The sequence below is a fragment of the Methylomarinovum caldicuralii genome, from assembly GCF_033126985.1.
Taxonomy (GTDB): Bacteria; Pseudomonadota; Gammaproteobacteria; order Methylococcales; family Methylothermaceae; genus Methylohalobius; species Methylohalobius caldicuralii.
On record NZ_AP024714.1, the window covers coordinates 1021901 to 1039666 of the forward strand.

The following is a 17766-nucleotide window of genomic DNA, read 5'->3' on the forward strand; positions in this document are numbered from 1 at the left end:
CCTTCGCGGTTTTTTCTTTAGGATGCCACAACCTGCGGGCGGACGCGCAACAGAACGGCGCCCCCGATCAGAAACAGCGCCACGATGCTGAAGATTCCCGCCCGCGGGTCGCCGGCCAGCCGTCCGGTGACCCCCACCAGCAGCGGCCCCAGCACCGCGGCGAACTTGCCCAGCATGTTGTAGAAGCCGAAGAACTCCGCCGCCATGTGCCTGGGGATCAGATGAGCGTAGTAGGCGCGGCTGAGGGCCTGGACCCCGCCCTGGACAAGGCCGATCAGCACCGCCAGGGCGTAGAACTCGGTCGCCGAGTCCAGTTTGGCGGCGAAGGCCGTCACCGCCACATAGACCGCCAGCCCCAGCAGGATGGCGCGTTTGGCGCCGATCCATTCCCCCAGGCGGCCGTAGGCGATGGCGGCGGGAAAGCCGACGAACTGCACCAGCAGCAGGGCGGCGATCAGGCCCTTCCAGCCGAGGCCGATGGCCAGGCCGTAGTCCACCGCCATACGGACGATGGTGTCCACCCCGTCGATGTAGAACCAGTAGGCCACCAGGAACAGGAACGCCGGGCGGTGGGCGCGGACGTGGCCCAGGGTGCGCACCACCTGGCGCCAGGCGTCGCCCACCAGAGACAGGCTCAAACGGCGGGAAGGTTTCTCGCCCACCTTCCACAGCAGCGGCAGGGTGAAGACCAGCCACCATACCGCCACCGAGGCGAAGGCCAGACGCAACGCCTGCTCCGAAGAAGCCAGACCGAACCACTGGGGTTTAAGGGCCATGGCCACGTTGAGAGCGAACAGCAGCCCGCCTCCCAGATAGCCCAGAGCGAACCCCAGGCTGGAGATGCGCTCGTATTCGGCCGGCTTTGCCACTTCCACCAGCAGGGAATCGTAAAAGACGTTGGCGCCGGAAAAGCCTACCAGCCCCAGTCCGAAGCAGAGCAGGGCGTGGGGGGCCATTCCTGCCTGCAACAACGCCAGGGCGAAGGTGGCGCAGATGCCCAGCAGCGCGAATCCCACCAGCAGGCGTTTGTGCAGCCGCCCTTGGTCGGCGACGGCCCCCAGCAGCGGGGCGGTCACCAGGATCAGGCCGCTGGCGGCGGCGTTGGCCAGCCCGAGCTGGAAGGTGCTGTCGACCGGATCGCCGCCGTGCCAGTACTGCTTGAAGAACAACGGGAAGAAACCGGCCATCACCGTGGTGGCGAAGGCGGAGTTGGCAAAATCGTAGAGGATCCAGGCGGTTTTGGGCTGCATCGTCAGCGTCGCTCCAGATCGTCGAGGAAACGGGTGAGCAGGCCCCGATGGGCGTGGGGCATGACCACCACGTGGGCATGACCGTCCTGGCAGGCCAGGTGGTAGCGGCGCACCACGGTCTCGCCGGGGTGGCGGAACCAGATGACGTTGGAAGCTGGGTGGGCGCGCCGGGGTTCGAGATCGGGTCGACGGGTCTCAAGTTCCGCCAGCAGCCAGGCGGTGTCGCCGAGAATGCGGCGGGCGTCCGCCGCCAGCCGGGCCTGCATCCGGGGCGTGGTGTAATAGAGAAATTCCGCCGGTTTGACCGCATCCCGCGAGCAGCTCAGGGTGCCGGGGAAATGACCCAGATACTCGGCCCGGTGGCGGCGGCCGGCGGCAGCCAGATAGGCGTCGAAAAGGCTGCGCCGGGTCAGAAACAGGCCGGCGGGGGAATGGAAACCGAAGAACTTGTGGCATGATACCGCCAGGGAATCGAAGTTGACCGTTTGCTGCCACAACAAGTGGGCGAAGGCGGTGTAGGGCAGATAGCCGCCGAAGGCGGCCGCGTCCACGTGGAGGAAATGCGGCATGTTGGCCAGTATCCGGCCGATGGCCGGGAGGGGATCGACGGCGCCCCGGAACGTGGTGCCGACGGTGGCCACCACCAGGGCGGGGCGGTCGTGCGCCAGCCGCCGGGCCAGATCGGCCGGGGCCATGGCGCCGTCTGCATCCGTGGCGACCAGCGCCGTCTCGAGGCCGAGCAGGTCCGCCAGCTGTGGAATCGAGTAATGGGCCTCGGCGGTGAAATAGCACCGTGGCGCCACCCCGTAGCGGTCCTGCAGCCAGGTCCGCCCCAGATGGAGGGCGTGGAGGTTGCTGTCGGTGCCGCTGCCGCTGACGAAACCCCACAGGTCGTCCGCCGGAAAGCCGTACAGCCGTCCGCACCGTGCCACCACCCGGCGTTCGAAGGGGTGGGTGTGGTGCGGCACCGGCGCTTGGGCGTAGGGATTGCCGCCGTTGTTGTAAGCGAGGATCCCGATCCCGGCGCGCCGCAGCCGCCGGCGCCAGCGCGCGAACCCCGGCGGCGGGGGATTGAGGTTGATGGGGTAGCCGAGCATCGGCTCGGCTTTGGAAGCGCGTGGGGGGAGGACGGCGTTATCCATGTGACAAAGCGGCATAGGTTGGGCAATATTACACCAATCGTGAAAGAAAACCGTCAGCACCTCTGACATGACCCCCGAATACCTCCTCCAGCACGTCTTCGGTTATCAGCGATTCCGTGGCCACCAGCGCGAGATCATCGACCACGTGGCCGGCGGCGGCGACGCGCTGGTGCTGATGCCCACCGGCGGCGGCAAGTCCCTGTGCTATCAGATTCCGGCCCTGTTGCGCGCCGGCACCGCGGTGGTGGTCTCGCCCCTGATCGCCCTGATGCAGGATCAGGTCGACGCCCTGGAACAGCTCGGCGTCAAGGCCGCCTTCATCAATTCCAGCCTGCCGTGGGAGGAGGTCCGCGCGCGGGAACAGCGGCTGCTGCGGGGGGAATACGATCTGGTCTATGTCGCCCCCGAGCGGCTTTGCACCGACGCCTTTCTGGACAAACTGGCCCGCATTCCCCAGGCGCTGCTGGCCATCGACGAGGCCCACTGCGTGTCCCAGTGGGGCCACGATTTCCGTCCCGAGTACCTGCAGCTGGCGGTGCTGGCCGAGCGCTTCCCCGACGTGCCGCGCATCGCCCTGACCGCCACCGCCGACGCCGCCACCCGCCGCGAGATCCTGGAACGCCTGCAGCTAAAGGAAGCGCGGGTGTTCGCCGCCAGTTTCGACCGTCCCAACATCCGCTATCGGGTCGCTCCCAAGGCCGCGCCGCGCCGGCAATTGCTGGCCTTTCTGGAGGAGCACCGCGGCGAGGCCGGCATCGTCTATTGCCTGTCGCGCAAACGGGTCGAGGACACCGCCCGTTTCCTGCAACAGGCGGGATTTGCGGCGCTGCCCTACCATGCCGGCCTGGCGGCGGAGACGCGGGCGGCCCATCAGCAGCGTTTCCTCCACGAGGAGGCAGTGGTCATGGTGGCCACGGTGGCCTTCGGCATGGGCATCGACAAGCCCGACGTGCGTTTCGTCGCCCATCTGGACCTGCCCAAGAGCCTGGAAGCCTACTACCAGGAAACCGGCCGCGCCGGGCGCGACGGGCTGGCGGCGGAAGCCTGGATGCTCTACGGCCTCCAGGACGTGGTCATGGTGCGCCAGCTGCTGGCCCAGTCCCAGGCCGACGAGCGCATCAAGCGCATCGAGCACCACAAGCTCGAGGCCCTGCTCGGCTACTGCGAAACCACCGAATGCCGCCGTCAGGTGCTGCTGCGCTATTTCGGCGAGATCCTGGCCGAACCCTGCGGCAACTGCGACACCTGCCTGGAGCCGCCGGCGGTCTGGGAGGCGACCCGCGAGGCCCGCATGGCCCTGTCGTGCGTCTACCGCACCGGCCAGCGCTTCGGTGTCAAGTACCTCATCGACGTGCTGCGGGGGCAGGCCGATGAGCGTATCCGCCGGTTCGGTCACGACCGGGTGTCCACCTTCGGCATCGGCGGCCATCTCAGCGCCGCCCAGTGGAAGTCGGTGTTCCGCCAGCTCACCGCCGCCGGTTACCTGGCCGTGGACATGGCGGGGCACGGCGGCCTGCGCCTGACGGAAAAGTGCCGCCCGCTGCTGCGTGGGGAGGAAATCCTGCGGCTGCGCCACGATCCCCAGGTGCGGAAGACCGCGGCTGCGAAAGACCGTCGTGCGGCCGGGATGCCGGAGGACGAGGACGGCAAACGGCTGTGGGCGGCGCTGCGGGCGCTGCGCCGGCAACTGGCGGAAGCGCAGCAGGTGCCGCCCTATATCATCTTCAGCGATGCCACCCTCGCCGACCTGGTCGAGCGCCGCCCCCGGGATCCCGGTGACCTGCTGGAGGTGGTGGGCATCGGCGACGCCAAGCGGGAACGGTACGGGCAGGCCATTCTGGAGGTGATCCGCGACCACGAGGTGGCGGCATGAAACGCTGGGTGTTGTACGGCACCGCCGCCTGCCACCTGTGCGAGCAGGCCGAGGCGCTGCTTAAGCAGGCCGGATGCGACTTCGACACGATCGACATCGCCGCCGACGCCGCCCTGACGGCGCGCTACGGCGTACGGATTCCGGTCCTGGCCGACAGGACGCAGGATCGGGAACTGGGGTGGCCGTTCGATGCGGTCGTATTGCAGGACTTCATCGATGCGGAGGGATGATGATGGACATCGAACGCAAGAGGGAAGCGGTCTGCCGCGACTGGCATGCCCGCGGCTTCAGCTGCGATCTGTGGGTCGATCCCCCGGGGCGGCGCTGGGAGGACTTCGTCCACGCCGTGGACGAGCTGGTGATGGTGCTGGAGGGAGAGATGGAATTCGAGGTTGCCGGCAAGGTGTATCATCCCCAGCCGGGGGAGGAACTGTTCATCCCCGCCGGGGCGGTGCATTCGGCCCGCAATGTCGGTTCCACCACCGCCCGCTGGCTTTACGGTTACCGGAAACAGTGAAAAACGGGAGGAGAGCATGAAAGCGATCGTGACCGAACGGGCCGGCGGCCCGGATGTCCTGCAGCCGGCAGAAATGCCCCGGCCCCGGATCGAACGGGATGACCAGGTACTGGTGGAAATCCGCGCGGTGGGGGTCAACCCCATCGACTACAAGATGCGCAACGATCTGGACCGCTTCCCGGTGACGAAACCGGCGATCCTCGGCTGCGACGGGGCCGGCGTCGTCACCGAGGTAGGCGCGGGGGTGGAACGCTTCAAGCCCGGAGACGAGGTCTATTTCTGCCAGCCCGGCTTCAACGGCCGCCAGGGCACCTATGCCGAGTATGCCGTGGTGGACGAGGCCCTGGTGGCCAACAAGCCGAAATCCCTGGACTTCGTTCATGCCGCCGCCGCTCCCCTGGTGCTCATCACCGCCTGGGAAGCCCTCTACGACCGCGCCCAATTGCAAAATGGCCAGACGGTGCTGGTTCCCGGCGGCGCCGGCGGGGTCGGCCACATGGCCATCCAGCTGGCCAGGATCGCCGGCGCCCGGGTGGCGACCTCGGTCAGCAGCGACGACAAGGCCCGATTCGTGGGGGAACTGGGGGCCGAGCGGGTGATCCGTTACCGCAGCGAGGACGTGGTCGAGGCGGTCCGCGCCTGGACCGGGGGAGAAGGGGTCGATGTCGCCTTCGACACCCTGGGCGACGACGTATTCCGCCAGTGCTGCGCCGCCGCGAAGGTGTATGGTGATCTGGTCACCATTCTGCTGCCGCCGCCCGACATCGACTGGACCAACGCCCGGGTTCGCAATCTGCGCATCTCCCTGGAAATGATGCTGACACCGGTGTTGCTGGAGCTGCCGGAATGGGAGAAACACCAGGGCCACATCCTCACCAGCGCCGCCGAACTGTTCGATCAGGCCCGGCTCAGGGTGCAGGTGGCCAGGACCTTCCCGCTGGAAGAGGCGGCCGCCGCCCAGGAATTCCTGGAAAAACAGCACCCCATCGGCAAGGTCGTGCTGACCCTGGGGTAACGGCGTTGGCGCAGAAACGGCTTATTCTAGAACCAACAGACGGCCCGTCCGGGGTGGCTGGTGGCGCCATTGGGCGAACCAGCGGCCCTGGGCGGGCCATAATTTTTCCTGGATCGGCTCGATCAGGGTTTCTCGGCTCAGGAGGTTCGTCAGGACCTGTGGATTCGGCAGGGTGTTGGCGAGCGCCACGGTCAGCACCCCCATCGCTAGGGTGGCCTTGAGATCTCGGCCGAAGGGTTTGAGGGCGGTGCCGAAGGAACGCTTCAGGCGCCCGCCGCGTAGATCGACGCTGAACAGCTCGTCCAGGGTCAGGTGGACGCAGTAGCCCATCCCGACGAACAGTCCCTGCAGCCAGGCCAGGTGCGGAGAGGCGGTGGTGAAGTGGTAGGAGAGACTGGTGGTCAGGAGCGTGAAGAAGACGACCGCCAGCAGCGAATGGAACACGCCGCGGTGTTCGGTCAGGCGCAGGAACAGCTCGAAGATAAGATAGCGGACGGCGGCGAAGACGGCGGCGGCCAGGACGCACAGTTCGCTGATGCTGAAGCGGTAATGACCCAGCGTGTAGAAGACGGCCGCGAAGGCCGCCGCCAGTCCCAGCAGGGTGAAGACCAGCCGCACCGGGGTGGAGTTGTCGGCGTCGATGTCCGGCAGCAGCCCGCCCAACACCCCAAGTGCAAACAGCGCCGGGGCCTGGCTCACGGGAGCCAGACCGGTGCTGGTGACCGTCGTGGCGGCAGCACCTGCGATGACGGTGGCGAGACTCAGATGGGTCTTGAAATTGGCCATGCGGACGAGAAAAGGGGATCTGTGCCTTGAAGTATACGTAAAATCCGCAGGGCCGGGGTAGCCGCTTCAGTCTTTCAGGCTTTCGGCGACCCGGAAACGGAAATCGTAGGGCACTTCCTGGTTGACGATGAGGGCGAAGGTTCTGCGGCCTTCATCGATGTAGCCGGCATAGCTGCTGACACCTTTGAGGGTGCCGGTCTTGGCGCGGATGCCCGGGGCGCGCTGCGGCAGCAGCCGGGCGTGGGGGCGGAGGCGCTGCAGCACCTCCACCAGCTGCCGGGCCGAGAGGCGGTTGCGCCGCGACAGGCCGGCGCCCTCGACCACCCGCCAGTTGCGCCAGCGGAAGCGGGTGGTGATGAAGTCTGCGGCGGCGCGCCGGCCTTTTTCCAGCGTCGCCGGCGGACCGTAGCGTTCCGCCCCCAGCAGCAGGAACAGCTGGTTGGCGATGAAGTTGTTGGAGTACTTCAGCATGCCAGCCAAAACTTGGTCCAGGGGATGGCGGTTGCGGTGATGGACGATCAGCCGGGCGCCGCCTGGAACCTGGGCGTGGACGATGGTTCCCGCAACCTCGATTCCCCCCTGACGCAGTTTCTCCCGCAGCACTTCGGCGAAATACTGGGCGGCGTCGGTGCGGTGGCCGAGGTTGATCCGGTGGCGGCCGCCCGGCAGGCGGCGGGCCAGCTGCCGGGCCAGCGGGGTCAACGGCGTCTGGGGCTCGGCGCTGGCCAGGCGGTCGCCGCGCTTCTCCACGTGCAGGGTGTTGAAGTTGACCGCCAGCGCGCCCAGGGCGGCATCGTAGGGATTGTCGGTTTCCGTCTGGCCGTCCACCGTCAGCGGGCCGGCGAAGTAACCGTCATCGACGCCGATGCCGGCGATCCGGCCGATTCCGGCCGCCTTGAGTTCGGTGACGATAGCGTCCAGTTCCTCCGAGGTCAGCCAGGGATCCCCGTAGCCCCGGATCCAGAGGCGGCCGTCGGGGCCGCGGAGGAAATCGGTGGCGAAGCGGTGATCCGGCCCCCAGGTCTGCAGTGCCATCAGCGCGGTCAGCAGCTTGAGGGTCGAGGCGGGGATCAGGGGGCGGTCGGGATGGTAGGCGCGCACTTCCCGACCCCGGGAATCGACCACCAGCAAGGCGGCGTCGGGGAGGGTGTAAAGGCGCAGCAGGGCTGCGGGACGGGCGGCCGCCGCCCAGGAGCACAGGAGGAGACAGAGGCACAGCAGGGGGCGCATAGGCCCCCAAGTGTATCAGCTTTGGCGCCGCTGCGGGGCCCCTTCGGATTCTTCCAGCGGCACCCCGCCGCGGGCTTCGCATTCCTGGGGGGAGACGTAGAGATAGCCGCGCCCCTTGCAGTCGTTCTGCCCCTTGCAGGCGTTGAAGGCGGTGGCGCAGGCGGTGGTGCCCTTACAGTCGTTGATGCCCCAGCAGGCGATTTCGCCTTCCTCCGGCGCCGGGGCGTATCGTTCCACCGACTTGGCCAGGCCGTAGAACGCCCCGGCGGCGGCGACGCTGATGGCCGCGCCGGTGAGGCGGCGGCGCTGGGGATCGACGCTTTCCTCCGCCTCGCAGGCGGGCGCGCGGCGGGCGAGGACGAAGTCCCAGACCTGGGCGGCGATGAACGCCAGCAGCCCTGCGACCACCAGGGCGTTCTGCGGCGCCAGGCCGGTCACCGTGAACCAGAGGGCGAAGGCGGCCAACAGGCCGCCGGCCAGGGCCAGTCCGAAGGGGCCGCTGTGGCCGTGGCGACGGCGGTTGCGGTACAGCAGCCACAGGCTCAGGGCCAGGAAGGCGGTGAACAGCGGATACAGATAGACGTCGTTGAGCAGAAATCCCAGGCCCACCGCGGTGGCGGCGCTGAGCGCCAGCGGCAGACCCAGGCAGCAGGCGGCGGCGAAGGCGGCGCCGAAGGTGCCGAAGAACTGAGCGAGACGGTCTTTCATGGCGTGTTCCTCCTAGCCTGCACAGCAGGACAGTTGTTTGACGTCTTTGGAAAAGGTCTGGGCGCACAGCTTCAGGCCCTCCACCATGGTGAGGTAGGGGAACAGCTGGTCGGCCAGTTGCTCGACGGTCATCTGGTTGCGGATGGCCAGGGCGGCGCTCTGGACCACCTCGCCGCCCTCGTGGGCCAGGATCTGGGCGCCGAGCAGGCGGCCGGAGGATTTCTCCCGCACCAGCTTGACGAACCCGGTGGTGTCGAAATTGGCCAGCGCCCGCGGCACGTTGTCCAGAGACAGCGTGCGGCTTTCCACCTCCAGCCCCTGTTCCTGCGCCTGACGTTCGTCCAGTCCCACCACCGCCACCTGGGGATCGGTGAAGATCACCTCCGGCAGCGCCGTCAGATCCAACCGGGCCTCGCCGCCGGTCATGTTGATGGCGGCGCGGCTGCCGGCGGCGGCGGCCACGTAGACGTACTGGGGCAGCTGGGTGCAGTCGCCAGCGGCGTAGATGTGGGGCTGGCTGGTGCGCAGGTGGTCGTCGACGACGATGGCGCCGCTGTTATCGGTTTGAACGCCGGCCCTGTCCAGCTGAAGACCCTGGGTGTTGGGCGGCCGCCCGGTGGCCACCAGCAGGCGGTCGCCGTGAAGCGGGCCGTGGTTGGTTTCGACGCTGAAACGGCCTTCGTCAGCGGCGTAGCGTACCGCCTGGAAGCGGGTTTCCGTCAGGATGCGCATGCCTTCTTGTTCCAGGACCGCCTGCAGGCCGGCGCCCAGGTCGGGATCATAGCGGCGCAGCAGGCGGGAGCGGGCCAGCAGGGTGACCCTGGCCCCCAGGCGCAGGAACGCCTGGGCCAGTTCCAGGGCGACCACCGAGGCGCCGATGACGATCAGGTGCCGTGGTATTTCCTCGGCCACCAGGGCCTCGGTAGAGGTCCAGAAAGGCGTGTCCTGCAAGCCCGGAATGGAGGGGACGGCCGGATGGGAGCCGGTGGCGATGAGGATTTTCTCCGGCCTGAGGGTGCGGATGCCCGTCGCCGTTTCCACTGCCAGCGTCTCGGCATCCTCGAAACGGGTGAATCCCCGGATCAGCTCGATCTCCGGATGGGCGGCGAGGATGTCCTCGTATTTGGCCCGCCGCAGTTCGGCCACCCGCGCCTGCTGCTGGGCGACGCCGGCGGCGCGGTCGATGCGGGGATCGTGCCGTTCGATGCCGGCGAAGGGGTGGCTGCGCTGCAGATGGGCCACGTAGGCCGAGCGGATCATGATCTTAGACGGCACGCAGCCGACGTTGACGCAGGTGCCACCGATGATCGGGTTTTTCTCGATCAGGAAAATCTTTTTCACGCCCCGTTCGCTGGTCTTGAGCGCGCAGGCGAAGGCCGCCGAGCCTGAGCCGATGACGGCGATTTCGGCCGGCACCCTGTCGTTTTCGGGGGCGGGCGTTGCATCGCTGCGGCGGGCGCGATAGCCTTTGCCCTCGATCGCGGCCATCACCGCGGCCAGATCGGTGGGGCCGCTGAGTTACACCACCGCCTGGGGCGGGGTGTAGGTGACGCGGGCGTGGACGCCGGGCAATCGTTCCAGCGCCCGTTCCAGGCCCGGTGCGCAGGTGGGGCAGTGCATGCCCTCGATGGTGAGAACGTAGGAAGCCATGATCTTTCTCCCGCAGTGTCGAGGCTTCCAAGGTTACACCCCGTAGGTAGCTACGGAGTCAAGCAGAATTTCGATGGAGGCGAGCCATGCTAGAAATCGTCCAGATTCCGGTCCTCAGCGACAATTACGTTTATCTGCTGCACGAGGGCGTGTCCGGCCAGACCGCGGTCGTGGACCCGGCGGAGGCGGAACCGGTGCTGGCGGCCTTGGCGCAACGCCGCTGGACCCTGGACTACGTTCTCAACACCCACCATCACTGGGACCACGTGGGGGCGAATCCGGCCCTGAAGCAAGCGACCGGCTGCCGGGTGGTCGGTTTCCGGGGGGATGCCCGGCGGATTCCCGGCATCGATGTGCAACTGGCGGAGGGGGATGTCTTCGAGCTGGGGGAGTGCCGTGCCCGGGTGCTGGAAGTACCGGGACACACCCTGGGACACGTCGCCTACTGGTTCGAGGCGGACGCCGCGCTGTTCTGCGGCGACACCCTGTTCGCGCTGGGATGCGGCCGTCTGTTCGAAGGCACCCCGGCGCAGATGTGGGATTCTCTGTGCAAGCTGCGGATGCTGCCGGATCAGACCTGGGTTTACTGCGCCCACGAGTACACCCTCAAGAACGCCCGTTTCGCCCTCACCATCGAACCGGATCATCCGCCGTTGCTGGAGCGGGTGCGCCGGGTCGAGGCGTTGCGGGCGCAGGACCTGCCGACGGTGCCCTCCCTGCTGGGGGAGGAGAAAGCCACCAACCCCTTTTTGCGTGCCGACGTCCCCGAGCTGCAGGCCAGCCTGGGAATGGCCGGGGCCCCGGCGGTGGAGGTCTTCGCCGAGCTGCGCCGCCGCCGTGACCGCTTCTGAGCCGTCACCGGATCGAAGTGCTCAACGTCGCCGGCCCGCGGGCGAGCCAGTGGCGCGGCGGCTATGCCTATGCCCGGGAGCTGCTGACCCGGCTGCTGGCGGGTCAGCGCACGCCATAGACCACGATGGTCTTGCCGTGGGCCGTGAGCAGCCCCTCCTCCTCCAGGTTTTTCAGCACCCGCCCGGCCATTTCCCGCGAGCAGCCGACGATCCGCCCCAGTTCCTGGCGGGTGATGCGGATCTGCATGCCGTCCGGGTGGGTCATGGCGTCCGGTTCCTGGCACAGGTCGATCAGGGTGCGGGCGATGCGGCCGGTGACGTCGAGAAAGGCGAGATGGCCCACTTTGCGGCTGGTCTGCAACAGCCGCCGCGACACCTGCCGTCCCAGGGTGCGTAGCAGTTCGGCGGCGTGAGGGGCCAGCTCGTTGCGGAGGCAGTGCTCCAGGCGCTGATAGCTGATTTCCGCCAGTTGGCAGGGCTCGCGGGTGCGGACCGTGACCTCGCGCTGCCGTTCCCCCAGGAATACCCCGATTTCGCCGATGAACTCCCCCTTGTTGAGATAGCCGAGAATCAGCTCGCGGCTTTCGTCTTCCTGAATGCTGATGCTGACCGAGCCTTCGATGAGGTAGTAAAGGGTGTCGCCGGGATCGCCGGGTTTGATGATGGCCGTACGTTTCGGGTAGCGGCGCCGGTGGCAGCAGGCCAGAAAGGCCTGAAGGCAGTCGTCGTTCTGCACGATGGGTTCCGGTTGAGCTTGCATGGTCCCGCCTGGTCCGTGGATGACGTATTTAAGTCTAGGCCAGCCTGGCGATCTGTAAAGGCGGGTGATTTGCACAGCCGGAACGTGGTATTTTGCCCCGCAGGAGAAACAGGAGGTGCGCCATGTTCGATTCCCGTCTGCTCGATGAACTCTATCCCCATTGGGTCGAATTGCGGCGGGCGTTCCACCGCGAGCCCGAGCTGGCCTTCGAGGAGGTCGAAACCGCCAAAAAGATCATGGCCGAGCTCGACCGTCTCGGCATTCCCTACACCTATCAGGGCAAGGGCGGCGGCGTCATCGGTCACATCGAGGGCGGGCGCCCGGGTCCCCAGGTGGCGCTGCGGGCCGACATGGACGCCCTGCCGGGAGAGGAGCTCACCGGCCTGCCGTTCGCTTCCCGTTTCCCCGGGCGGGTCCACGCCTGCGGCCACGACGCCCACTTGACCATGGTACTGGGCGCGGCGGCGCTGCTGCAGGCCGATCCCCCGCCGGGCAAGGTGGTGCTGGTATTCCAGCCGGCCGAAGAGCGCGGCGGCGGGGCACGGGTGATTCTCGCCTCCGGGGCGCTTGACCAGGTGCGGGCGATCTTCGGCGGTCACGTGACCCATCATTACCGGGTGGGGGAGATCATGATCGGGGAGGGGGTGGTAACCGCCCAGTCGGACCGCTTCCAGATGCATATCCACGGCCGGGGCGGTCATGGCGCCCGGCCTCACGAGGCCATCGACGCAGTGGTGATCGCCGGTTCCCTGATCACCACCGTGCAGACCCTGGTGTCGCGCGAGGTCGATCCGCTGCATCCGTCGGTCGTCACCGTCGGCCAGGTGTCGGCGGGAACGGCGCCGAACGTGATCGCCGCCGAAGCCAGGCTCGCCGGCACCATTCGCACCACCGATCCCCAGTCCCGACGTCACCTGCACGCTGGCCTCAAGCGCATGGCCCGGGCGCTGGGGGAACTGCACCGGGCCCGGATCGAGCTGGAGATCCAGCCCGGTTATCCGCCGGTGATCAACTCGCCCCAGGAGACCGAGATCGCCCGCCGCGCCGCGGCGGCGGTGGTCGGGGACAAGGGCGTGGTGCCCATGGAGCATCCGAGCATGGGGTCGGAGGACTTCGCCTTCTACCTGGAAAAGATTCCCGGCTGTTACGTGCGCTTCGGCGCCCGCCGCCGCGAGGACGAATACATCCCGCTGCACAGTCCCCAGTTCGACATCAACGAGGAAGTTCTCAAGGTGGGGGCGGCCTGGTTCGCCCGAGTGGCATGGGAGGCGATCCATGCCTACAGCGCCTGAAACGCTGCAATTCCGTTCCTCCCGGCCGTTCACGATCGGCGTCGAGTGGGAGCTGCAGCTGCTCGATGCCGCCGGCCTCGATCTCGCCGACCGGGTGCTGCCGGTGCTGGAAGCGTTCCCCGACTCCCCCTGGATCAAGCCGGAATTCATCCAGAGCTGCGTCGAGATCAACTCCCGTCCCTGTGACGATATCGACGCGCTGCAGGCCCACCTGCAGACCGTGGTGGCCACGCTGCAGCGCCGCTGCGCCGGGCTGGGGCTGGCCCTGGCCGGCGCGGGCACGCATCCCTTCTGCCGGCGGCTGGCCCTGATCACGCCGTTGCCGCGTTATCTGCGCCAAAAGAAGGCTTACGGTTATCTGGCGCGCAATCAGATCACTTTCGCCACCCATGTGCATCTGGGCATGGCGGATGCCGAAACCGCGATCGCCTTGATGAACGATCTCCGGGCTTACCTGCCGGTCCTGCTCGCACTGGGCGCCAACTCCCCTTTCTGGCGCGGATACGAAACCGGATTCGCCTGCTACCGCCAGCGGATTCTGGCATCCGGGCGCAGTTACGGGATGCCTCCGGGCTTCGATTCCTGGAACGAATTTTGTCGTTTCTATCGGGTGACCCGAAAGGCCGGGGTGTTCGAGAGCGTGCGCGACATTCACTGGGATCTGCGACCGCGGCCGGTGCTGGGAACCCTGGAGGTGCGGGTTCTGGACGCCCAGTCCCGCCTCGAGGACGTGCTGGCGCTGGCGGCCTTCGTGCGCTGTCTGGCGCGCTGGCTGCTGCAGACCCCGGCGGCGGCCCGGCCGCCGGAACTGCCCCGGCCGCTGCCCTGGTGGCTGGAAAAGGAGAACTACTTTCAGGCCAACCGTCTCGGTCTGGGGGCCGCCTATATCGATGCCGAGGGTGGGGTGCGGCCACTGCGGACGATTGCCGTGACCCTGTGCGATCTGCTGGCGCAATGCGCCCGGCCCGATGAGCAGGCGCCTCTGCGCTGTGTGCGCCGACGGCTGTTGAGCGATGCGGGCTGGCAGCGGCAACTGGCGGCCTGGCGCCGGCGGGGAAACATGCAGGCGGTGGCCGGGGATCTGGTGCGGCAGTTGGCGGCGGCCTGAAGCGGGTTTCTGCTACAATGCGCCCCCTGTCCTTTCGGGAGAGCATCCATGCCCAGCCATACCTTGTTCAGGGTGTCGTTCGTGAATCAGAATCAGATTTACGAGGTTTACGCCCGCCGGGTCTATCAGGCCGATCTGTACGGTTTCGTGGTGGTGGAGGAATTCGTGTTCGGGGAGAGCAGCGCCATCGTCGTCGATCCTTCCGAGGAGAAGCTCAAGGCCGAGTTCGAGAACGTGCAGCGCAGCTTCATCCCCATGCATGCCGTGATCCGCATCGATGAGGTGGAACGGCGGGGAACGGCCAAGATCCTGCCCATGAAAGAAAACGGCGCCAAGGTGACGCCGCTTTATCCCCCCAGAGGTTGAGGGGTCATTTGACGACCTTCAGCGCCGGCCGCTTGGATTTGGCTTTGGGTTTCTCCTCGCGCGGCTTGGATGGCCTGGAAGGCGGCGGCGTCTCGTCGCCGTCCATCTCCTCGTCGAAGACCATGCCCCTGCCGGTTTCCTGGGCGTAGATCGCCAGGATCGCGCGCACGGGCAGATAGACCCGCATCGGCGTGCCGCTGAAGCGGGCCTGGAAGCTGACCGCCTCGTTGTCCATTTCCAGCCCGACTACGGCGGTGGGAGAAAGGTTGAGTACAATACGGCCGTCCTGTACGTACTGGCGGGGGACGTCGACGCCGTCGCGTTCAGCATCCACCAGCACGTAGGGCGTCAGGACGTTGTCCACGATCCACTCGTAGATGGCGCGGATCAGATAGGGGCGCAGCGGCGTCATCTCAGGCACTCAGCGGCAGTTGCGCCATTTCCCGCTCCGCCTCGCTCAGACTGCTCTGGAACGCTTCGCGGGCGAAGATCCGTTGGGCGTAGGCCCGGATCGGCGCAGCCTCCCGGGGCAGATCGATCCCCACCGCGGGCAGGCGCCACAGCAGCGGGGCCAGGGCGCAGTCCACCAGTGAGAACTCCTCGCTGAGGAAGTAGGGCTTGGCGGCGAACAGGGGGGTGGCGGCGATCAGATCCTCGCGCAGGGTCTTGCGGGCCCGGGCGGCCTTTTTCTCGCCGGAATTCTGGATTTCGTCGAGCAGCCGGTACCAGTCGCGGTCGATGCGGTGGATCAGCATCCGCGCCTGGGCCCGCGCGACCGGCTCCATGGGGTGGAGCGGGGGATGGGGAAAACGCTCGTCCAGATATTCCATGATGATCCTGTGATCGTAAAGGACCAGGTCGCGGTCGATCAGCGTGGTGAACACGCTTTCGTGATACGGGTTGAGATCGATGACGTCCGCTGGCGGATTTTCCGGATCGATGTAATGGATGTCCGCCTGCACGCCCTTTTCGTGCCAGACGAAGCGAACCTGATGACTGTAAGGGCAAGTGGGAGAACAGTACAGCGACATCACTGCCTTGGCGTTGCGGTTTGGGTGGAAACGGGCGCCGGTTCGCAGCCGGACCGGCGCCGGTATTGTACCACGGACGTCAATGGACGTCTTTCCAGTAGGCCTTCTTCAGGCGCCAGCTGACGAAGGCCAGGACCAGCAGAAAGAGGATCACGTACTTGCCGATCTTGACCCGCTTCAGCTGGGCCGGCTCGGCGGCATAGGCCATGAAATTGACCAGGTCGGCGACCAGGCGGTCGAATTCCCGGGGCGAAATTTCCCCTGGCTTGACCGGTTCCAGTTTCTGGATGACCGGGTTGCCGTTGATCTCCACGATCACCGCCTCCTGCTCGCCCTGCAGGTCCCACAACACGTGGGGCATGGCCACGTCCTTGAAGACCCAGTTGTTGACCCCGAAGGGGCGCTTGTCGTCCTTGTAGAAGGTGCGCAGATAGGTGTAGAGCCAGTCGGTGCCCAGCGCCCGCACCCGTTCCGACAGATCCGGGGTGGCGACGCCGAACCAGGCTTTGGCGTCCTTGGGATCCATGGCCGTGGTCATGGTGCCGATGATGCGTTCCAGGTGGGGAAACAGCGCCTGCATTTCCTCGTCACTGAGTTCCAGATCCTGCTGCAGGCGCCGGTAACGCAGGTGCTTGAGGGAATGGCAGCCCAGACAGCGGTCCACGTAGGTCTTCAGGCCGCGGCGCAGGGATTGTTTGTCGAAGACGTCGATGTCGGGCTGCTGCAGCGGCGCCCCCAGTTCCGCCGCCGCCCACACCGGACACAGGAGCAGGAAAGCCAGAATGAGTTTTCTCATAGGAAGTGTCTCAGATATTTGTTGTTTTCCATGAAAGTGCGGACTTTCAGCCACTGGGCTCCGATCGCGCGAAACCAGGGCGCCTTGCGTACGCACCCCACTGTTTTTCTGAGCAGATCGTAGAACCATCCCTCCCGCTCCAGCAGCGGTTTGGGCATCGTGACCCGCTGCGGCACCGGCTTGGTGATCTCCATCCGGGTGTAGATCGGCATCAGCACGAAGAAGCCGAAATACACGGTGGTGAACAGGGCGCTGAAGAAGGCCGAGGTCGGCGTCGGCGCCTGCGTGCCCAGGTAGCCCAGGCCCACGAAGCTGATGACCATCAGCGCCAGGGCGATCTTGTAGAGGTTGCCGCGGTAACGGATCGACTTGACCGGACAGCGGTCGAGCCAGGGCAGCACGAACAGGATGAGGATGGCGGCGAACATCAGCACCATACCGCCGAACTTGCTCGGAACCGCCCGCAGGATCGAATAGAACGGCGTGAAGTACCACACCGGGGCGATGTGTTCCGGCGTCTTCATCGGATCGGCGGGGATGAAGTTGGGCTTCTCCAGGAAGTAGCCGCCGAATTCTGGGGCGTAGAACACGATCCAGGCGCAGACGGCCAGAAACACCGTGGCCCCGAACAGGTCCTTGACGGTGTAGTAGGGATGGAAGGGAATCCCGTCCAGGGGCACGCCGTTGGCGTCCTTGTGCTGCTTGATCTCAACGCCGTCGGGATTGTTGGAGCCTACCTTGTGGAGGGCGACGATGTGCAGGAATACCAGCAGCACGATCACCAGCGGCACCGCGATCACGTGGAAGGAGAAGAAGCGGTTGAGGGTGACGTCGGAGATCAGGAAATCCCCCCGCAGCCAGGTGGCGATGTCCTCGCCGATCACCGGAATGGCGCCGAACAGGGACACGATCACGTTGGCGCCCCAGTAGGACATCTGCCCCCACGGCAGCAGGTAGCCCATGAAAGCCTCGGCCATCAGGGCGATGAACAGACTCACCCCCAGAATCCAGACCAGCTCCCGCGGTTTCTTGTAGGAGCCGTACAGCATGCCGCGAAAGATGTGGAGATAGACGACGATGAAGAACATCGACGCTCCGGTCGAGTGCATGTAGCGGATCAGCCAGCCCCAGTTGAAGTCGCGCATGATGGCTTCGACCGAATCGAAGGCCAGCTGGGCGGCGGGTTTGTAGTTCATCGTCAGCCAGATGCCGGTGACGATCTGGTTGACGAGCACGATGAAGGCGAAGGAACCGAAGAAGTACCAGAAGTTCAGGTTCTTCGGCGCGTAGTATTTGGCCAGGTGTTCGTTCCAGACCTGGGTCAAGGGAAAGCGCGCATCGATCCAGGCGAGGAGTCTGGAACCACAGTGGTTGTTGTTGGCTTCTTGCAT

21 protein-coding genes are annotated in these 17766 nt (G+C 66.4%); 9 read left to right on the forward strand and 12 right to left on the reverse strand.

All coding sequences use genetic code 11. The annotated features are described in order from the left end of the window. Window positions 1-17: 17 nt before the first annotated feature. Entirely contained in the window at window positions 18-1250 is a 1233-nt protein-coding gene (locus tag MCIT9_RS05355) for an MFS transporter (RefSeq protein WP_317706379.1), read from the reverse strand. Between the two features lie 2 nt (window positions 1251-1252). Next, window positions 1253-2392 (reverse strand): aminotransferase class V-fold PLP-dependent enzyme, encoded by a 1140-nt coding sequence (locus tag MCIT9_RS05360; RefSeq protein WP_317706380.1) that lies wholly within the window; start codon window positions 2390-2392, stop codon window positions 1253-1255. Window positions 2393-2459: 67 nt separating this feature from the next. Between MCIT9_RS05360 and recQ the strand changes: the two genes are divergently transcribed. The 4 genes from recQ to MCIT9_RS05380 are packed head-to-tail and all read left to right on the forward strand — an operon-like array spanning window position 2460 to window position 5797. Then, window positions 2460-4265, forward strand: a complete 1806-nt coding sequence (recQ, locus tag MCIT9_RS05365) for a DNA helicase RecQ (RefSeq protein WP_317706381.1) — start codon at window positions 2460-2462, stop codon at window positions 4263-4265. Continuing rightward, window positions 4262-4495, forward strand: coding sequence for a glutaredoxin family protein (locus MCIT9_RS05370; protein ID WP_317706382.1), 234 nt, complete (start codon window positions 4262-4264; stop codon window positions 4493-4495). Before recQ ends, MCIT9_RS05370 begins: the two co-directional genes overlap by 4 nt. Continuing rightward, on the forward strand, window positions 4495-4782 hold the full coding sequence (locus tag MCIT9_RS05375; RefSeq protein WP_317706383.1) for a cupin domain-containing protein: 288 nt from the start codon (window positions 4495-4497) through the stop codon (window positions 4780-4782). The genes MCIT9_RS05370 and MCIT9_RS05375 overlap by 1 nt, the downstream gene beginning before the upstream one ends. A 16-nt stretch (window positions 4783-4798) precedes the next feature. Beyond that, window positions 4799-5797 carry a zinc-dependent alcohol dehydrogenase family protein gene (locus MCIT9_RS05380; RefSeq protein WP_317706384.1) on the forward strand — a complete coding sequence of 333 codons (999 nt, stop codon included), beginning with the start codon at window positions 4799-4801 and terminating at the stop codon, window positions 5795-5797. A gap of 21 nt (window positions 5798-5818) precedes the next feature. On the opposite strand, the gene MCIT9_RS05385 is transcribed toward MCIT9_RS05380, so the two are convergent. The 5 genes from MCIT9_RS05385 to MCIT9_RS13735 all read right to left on the reverse strand — a co-directional run bounded on the left by MCIT9_RS05385 (window position 5819) and on the right by MCIT9_RS13735 (window position 10171). Continuing rightward, window positions 5819-6583, reverse strand: a complete 765-nt coding sequence (locus MCIT9_RS05385) for a metal-dependent hydrolase (protein WP_317706385.1) — start codon at window positions 6581-6583, stop codon at window positions 5819-5821. 66 nt (window positions 6584-6649) lie between these two features. Continuing rightward, window positions 6650-7813, reverse strand: coding sequence for a D-alanyl-D-alanine carboxypeptidase/D-alanyl-D-alanine-endopeptidase (locus tag MCIT9_RS05390; RefSeq protein WP_317706386.1), 1164 nt, complete (start codon window positions 7811-7813; stop codon window positions 6650-6652). Between the two features lie 15 nt (window positions 7814-7828). After that, complete coding sequence (gene bufA2, locus MCIT9_RS05395; protein WP_317706387.1) at window positions 7829-8521, reverse strand: BufA2 family periplasmic bufferin-type metallophore; 693 nt, start codon at window positions 8519-8521, stop codon at window positions 7829-7831. Between the two features lie 12 nt (window positions 8522-8533). Then, window positions 8534-10009, reverse strand: coding sequence for a mercury(II) reductase (gene merA / locus MCIT9_RS05400; protein WP_479724335.1), 1476 nt, complete (start codon window positions 10007-10009; stop codon window positions 8534-8536). Between the two features lie 30 nt (window positions 10010-10039). Further along, window positions 10040-10171, reverse strand: coding sequence for a heavy-metal-associated domain-containing protein (locus MCIT9_RS13735; RefSeq protein ID WP_479724336.1), 132 nt, complete (start codon window positions 10169-10171; stop codon window positions 10040-10042). 86 nt (window positions 10172-10257) lie between these two features. Here MCIT9_RS13735 and gloB point away from each other — a divergent pair, with 86 nt between their 5' ends. Together gloB and MCIT9_RS13665 are read left to right on the forward strand one after the other, a co-directional pair. Beyond that, the gene (gene gloB, locus MCIT9_RS05405) at window positions 10258-11022 is read left to right on the forward strand and encodes a hydroxyacylglutathione hydrolase (RefSeq protein WP_317706388.1); all 765 of its coding nucleotides are present in this window, start codon (window positions 10258-10260) and stop codon (window positions 11020-11022) included. A 17-nt stretch (window positions 11023-11039) separates the two neighbouring features. Then, window positions 11040-11141: a hypothetical protein gene (locus MCIT9_RS13665; protein ID WP_422880196.1), complete on the forward strand. Its 102-nt coding sequence runs from the start codon at window positions 11040-11042 to the stop codon at window positions 11139-11141. On the opposite strand, the gene crp is transcribed toward MCIT9_RS13665, so the two are convergent. Continuing rightward, complete coding sequence (gene crp, locus MCIT9_RS05410) at window positions 11126-11782, reverse strand: cAMP-activated global transcriptional regulator CRP (RefSeq protein ID WP_317706389.1); 657 nt, start codon at window positions 11780-11782, stop codon at window positions 11126-11128. The two genes, MCIT9_RS13665 and crp, sit on opposite strands and share 16 nt — an antisense overlap. 122 nt (window positions 11783-11904) lie before the next feature. Here crp and MCIT9_RS05415 point away from each other — a divergent pair, with 122 nt between their 5' ends. From MCIT9_RS05415 to MCIT9_RS05425, 3 genes are read left to right on the forward strand one after another with little or no spacing between them, the layout of a single operon-like run. Further along, entirely contained in the window at window positions 11905-13074 is a 1170-nt protein-coding gene (locus tag MCIT9_RS05415; RefSeq protein WP_317706390.1) for a M20 metallopeptidase family protein, read from the forward strand. Beyond that, window positions 13058-14182 carry a carboxylate-amine ligase gene (locus tag MCIT9_RS05420; protein ID WP_317706391.1) on the forward strand — a complete coding sequence of 375 codons (1125 nt, stop codon included), beginning with the start codon at window positions 13058-13060 and terminating at the stop codon, window positions 14180-14182. Before MCIT9_RS05415 ends, MCIT9_RS05420 begins: the two co-directional genes overlap by 17 nt. 48 nt (window positions 14183-14230) lie before the next feature. Next, on the forward strand, window positions 14231-14548 hold the full coding sequence (locus MCIT9_RS05425) for a DUF1820 family protein (protein ID WP_317706392.1): 318 nt from the start codon (window positions 14231-14233) through the stop codon (window positions 14546-14548). A 4-nt stretch (window positions 14549-14552) separates the two neighbouring features. Here MCIT9_RS05425 and MCIT9_RS05430 read toward each other — a convergent pair whose 3' ends face one another. The 4 genes from MCIT9_RS05430 to MCIT9_RS05445 all read right to left on the reverse strand — a co-directional run bounded on the left by MCIT9_RS05430 (window position 14553) and on the right by MCIT9_RS05445 (window position 17766). Then, window positions 14553-14960, reverse strand: a complete 408-nt coding sequence (locus tag MCIT9_RS05430) for a ClpXP protease specificity-enhancing factor (RefSeq protein ID WP_317706393.1) — start codon at window positions 14958-14960, stop codon at window positions 14553-14555. Window position 14961: 1 nt separating this feature from the next. Further along, a complete protein-coding gene (locus tag MCIT9_RS05435) occupies window positions 14962-15579 on the reverse strand; it encodes a glutathione binding-like protein (RefSeq protein WP_317706394.1) in 618 nt (205 codons plus the stop codon). A 79-nt stretch (window positions 15580-15658) separates the two neighbouring features. Beyond that, entirely contained in the window at window positions 15659-16375 is a 717-nt protein-coding gene (locus MCIT9_RS05440; protein ID WP_317706395.1) for a cytochrome c1, read from the reverse strand. Beyond that, window positions 16372-17766, reverse strand: a complete 1395-nt coding sequence (locus tag MCIT9_RS05445) for a cytochrome b (RefSeq protein WP_317706396.1) — start codon at window positions 17764-17766, stop codon at window positions 16372-16374. The genes MCIT9_RS05440 and MCIT9_RS05445 overlap by 4 nt, the downstream gene beginning before the upstream one ends.

Excerpts from the sequence above, each read along its gene's own strand:
- MCIT9_RS05355 (WP_317706379.1), bottom strand. The coding sequence starts at position 1,250 with ATGCAGCCCAAAACCGCCTGGATCCTCTACGATTTTGCCAACTCCGCC.
- MCIT9_RS05360 (WP_317706380.1), bottom strand. The coding sequence starts at position 2,392 with ATGGATAACGCCGTCCTCCCCCCACGCGCTTCCAAAGCCGAGCCGATG.
- recQ (WP_317706381.1), top strand. The coding sequence starts at position 2,460 with ATGACCCCCGAATACCTCCTCCAGCACGTCTTCGGTTATCAGCGATTC.
- MCIT9_RS05370 (WP_317706382.1), top strand. The coding sequence starts at position 4,262 with ATGAAACGCTGGGTGTTGTACGGCACCGCCGCCTGCCACCTGTGCGAG.
- MCIT9_RS05375 (WP_317706383.1), top strand. The coding sequence starts at position 4,495 with ATGATGGACATCGAACGCAAGAGGGAAGCGGTCTGCCGCGACTGGCAT.
- MCIT9_RS05380 (WP_317706384.1), top strand. The coding sequence starts at position 4,799 with ATGAAAGCGATCGTGACCGAACGGGCCGGCGGCCCGGATGTCCTGCAG.
- MCIT9_RS05385 (WP_317706385.1), bottom strand. The coding sequence starts at position 6,583 with ATGGCCAATTTCAAGACCCATCTGAGTCTCGCCACCGTCATCGCAGGT.
- MCIT9_RS05390 (WP_317706386.1), bottom strand. The coding sequence starts at position 7,813 with ATGCGCCCCCTGCTGTGCCTCTGTCTCCTCCTGTGCTCCTGGGCGGCG.
- bufA2 (WP_317706387.1), bottom strand. The coding sequence starts at position 8,521 with ATGAAAGACCGTCTCGCTCAGTTCTTCGGCACCTTCGGCGCCGCCTTC.
- merA (WP_479724335.1), bottom strand. The coding sequence starts at position 10,009 with ATGGCCGCGATCGAGGGCAAAGGCTATCGCGCCCGCCGCAGCGATGCA.
- MCIT9_RS13735 (WP_479724336.1), bottom strand. The coding sequence starts at position 10,171 with ATGGCTTCCTACGTTCTCACCATCGAGGGCATGCACTGCCCCACCTGC.
- gloB (WP_317706388.1), top strand. The coding sequence starts at position 10,258 with ATGCTAGAAATCGTCCAGATTCCGGTCCTCAGCGACAATTACGTTTAT.
- crp (WP_317706389.1), bottom strand. The coding sequence starts at position 11,782 with ATGCAAGCTCAACCGGAACCCATCGTGCAGAACGACGACTGCCTTCAG.
- MCIT9_RS05415 (WP_317706390.1), top strand. The coding sequence starts at position 11,905 with ATGTTCGATTCCCGTCTGCTCGATGAACTCTATCCCCATTGGGTCGAA.
- MCIT9_RS05420 (WP_317706391.1), top strand. The coding sequence starts at position 13,058 with ATGCCTACAGCGCCTGAAACGCTGCAATTCCGTTCCTCCCGGCCGTTC.
- MCIT9_RS05425 (WP_317706392.1), top strand. The coding sequence starts at position 14,231 with ATGCCCAGCCATACCTTGTTCAGGGTGTCGTTCGTGAATCAGAATCAG.
- MCIT9_RS05430 (WP_317706393.1), bottom strand. The coding sequence starts at position 14,960 with ATGACGCCGCTGCGCCCCTATCTGATCCGCGCCATCTACGAGTGGATC.
- MCIT9_RS05435 (WP_317706394.1), bottom strand. The coding sequence starts at position 15,579 with ATGTCGCTGTACTGTTCTCCCACTTGCCCTTACAGTCATCAGGTTCGC.
- MCIT9_RS05440 (WP_317706395.1), bottom strand. The coding sequence starts at position 16,375 with ATGAGAAAACTCATTCTGGCTTTCCTGCTCCTGTGTCCGGTGTGGGCG.
- MCIT9_RS05445 (WP_317706396.1), bottom strand. The coding sequence starts at position 17,766 with ATGCAAGAAGCCAACAACAACCACTGTGGTTCCAGACTCCTCGCCTGG.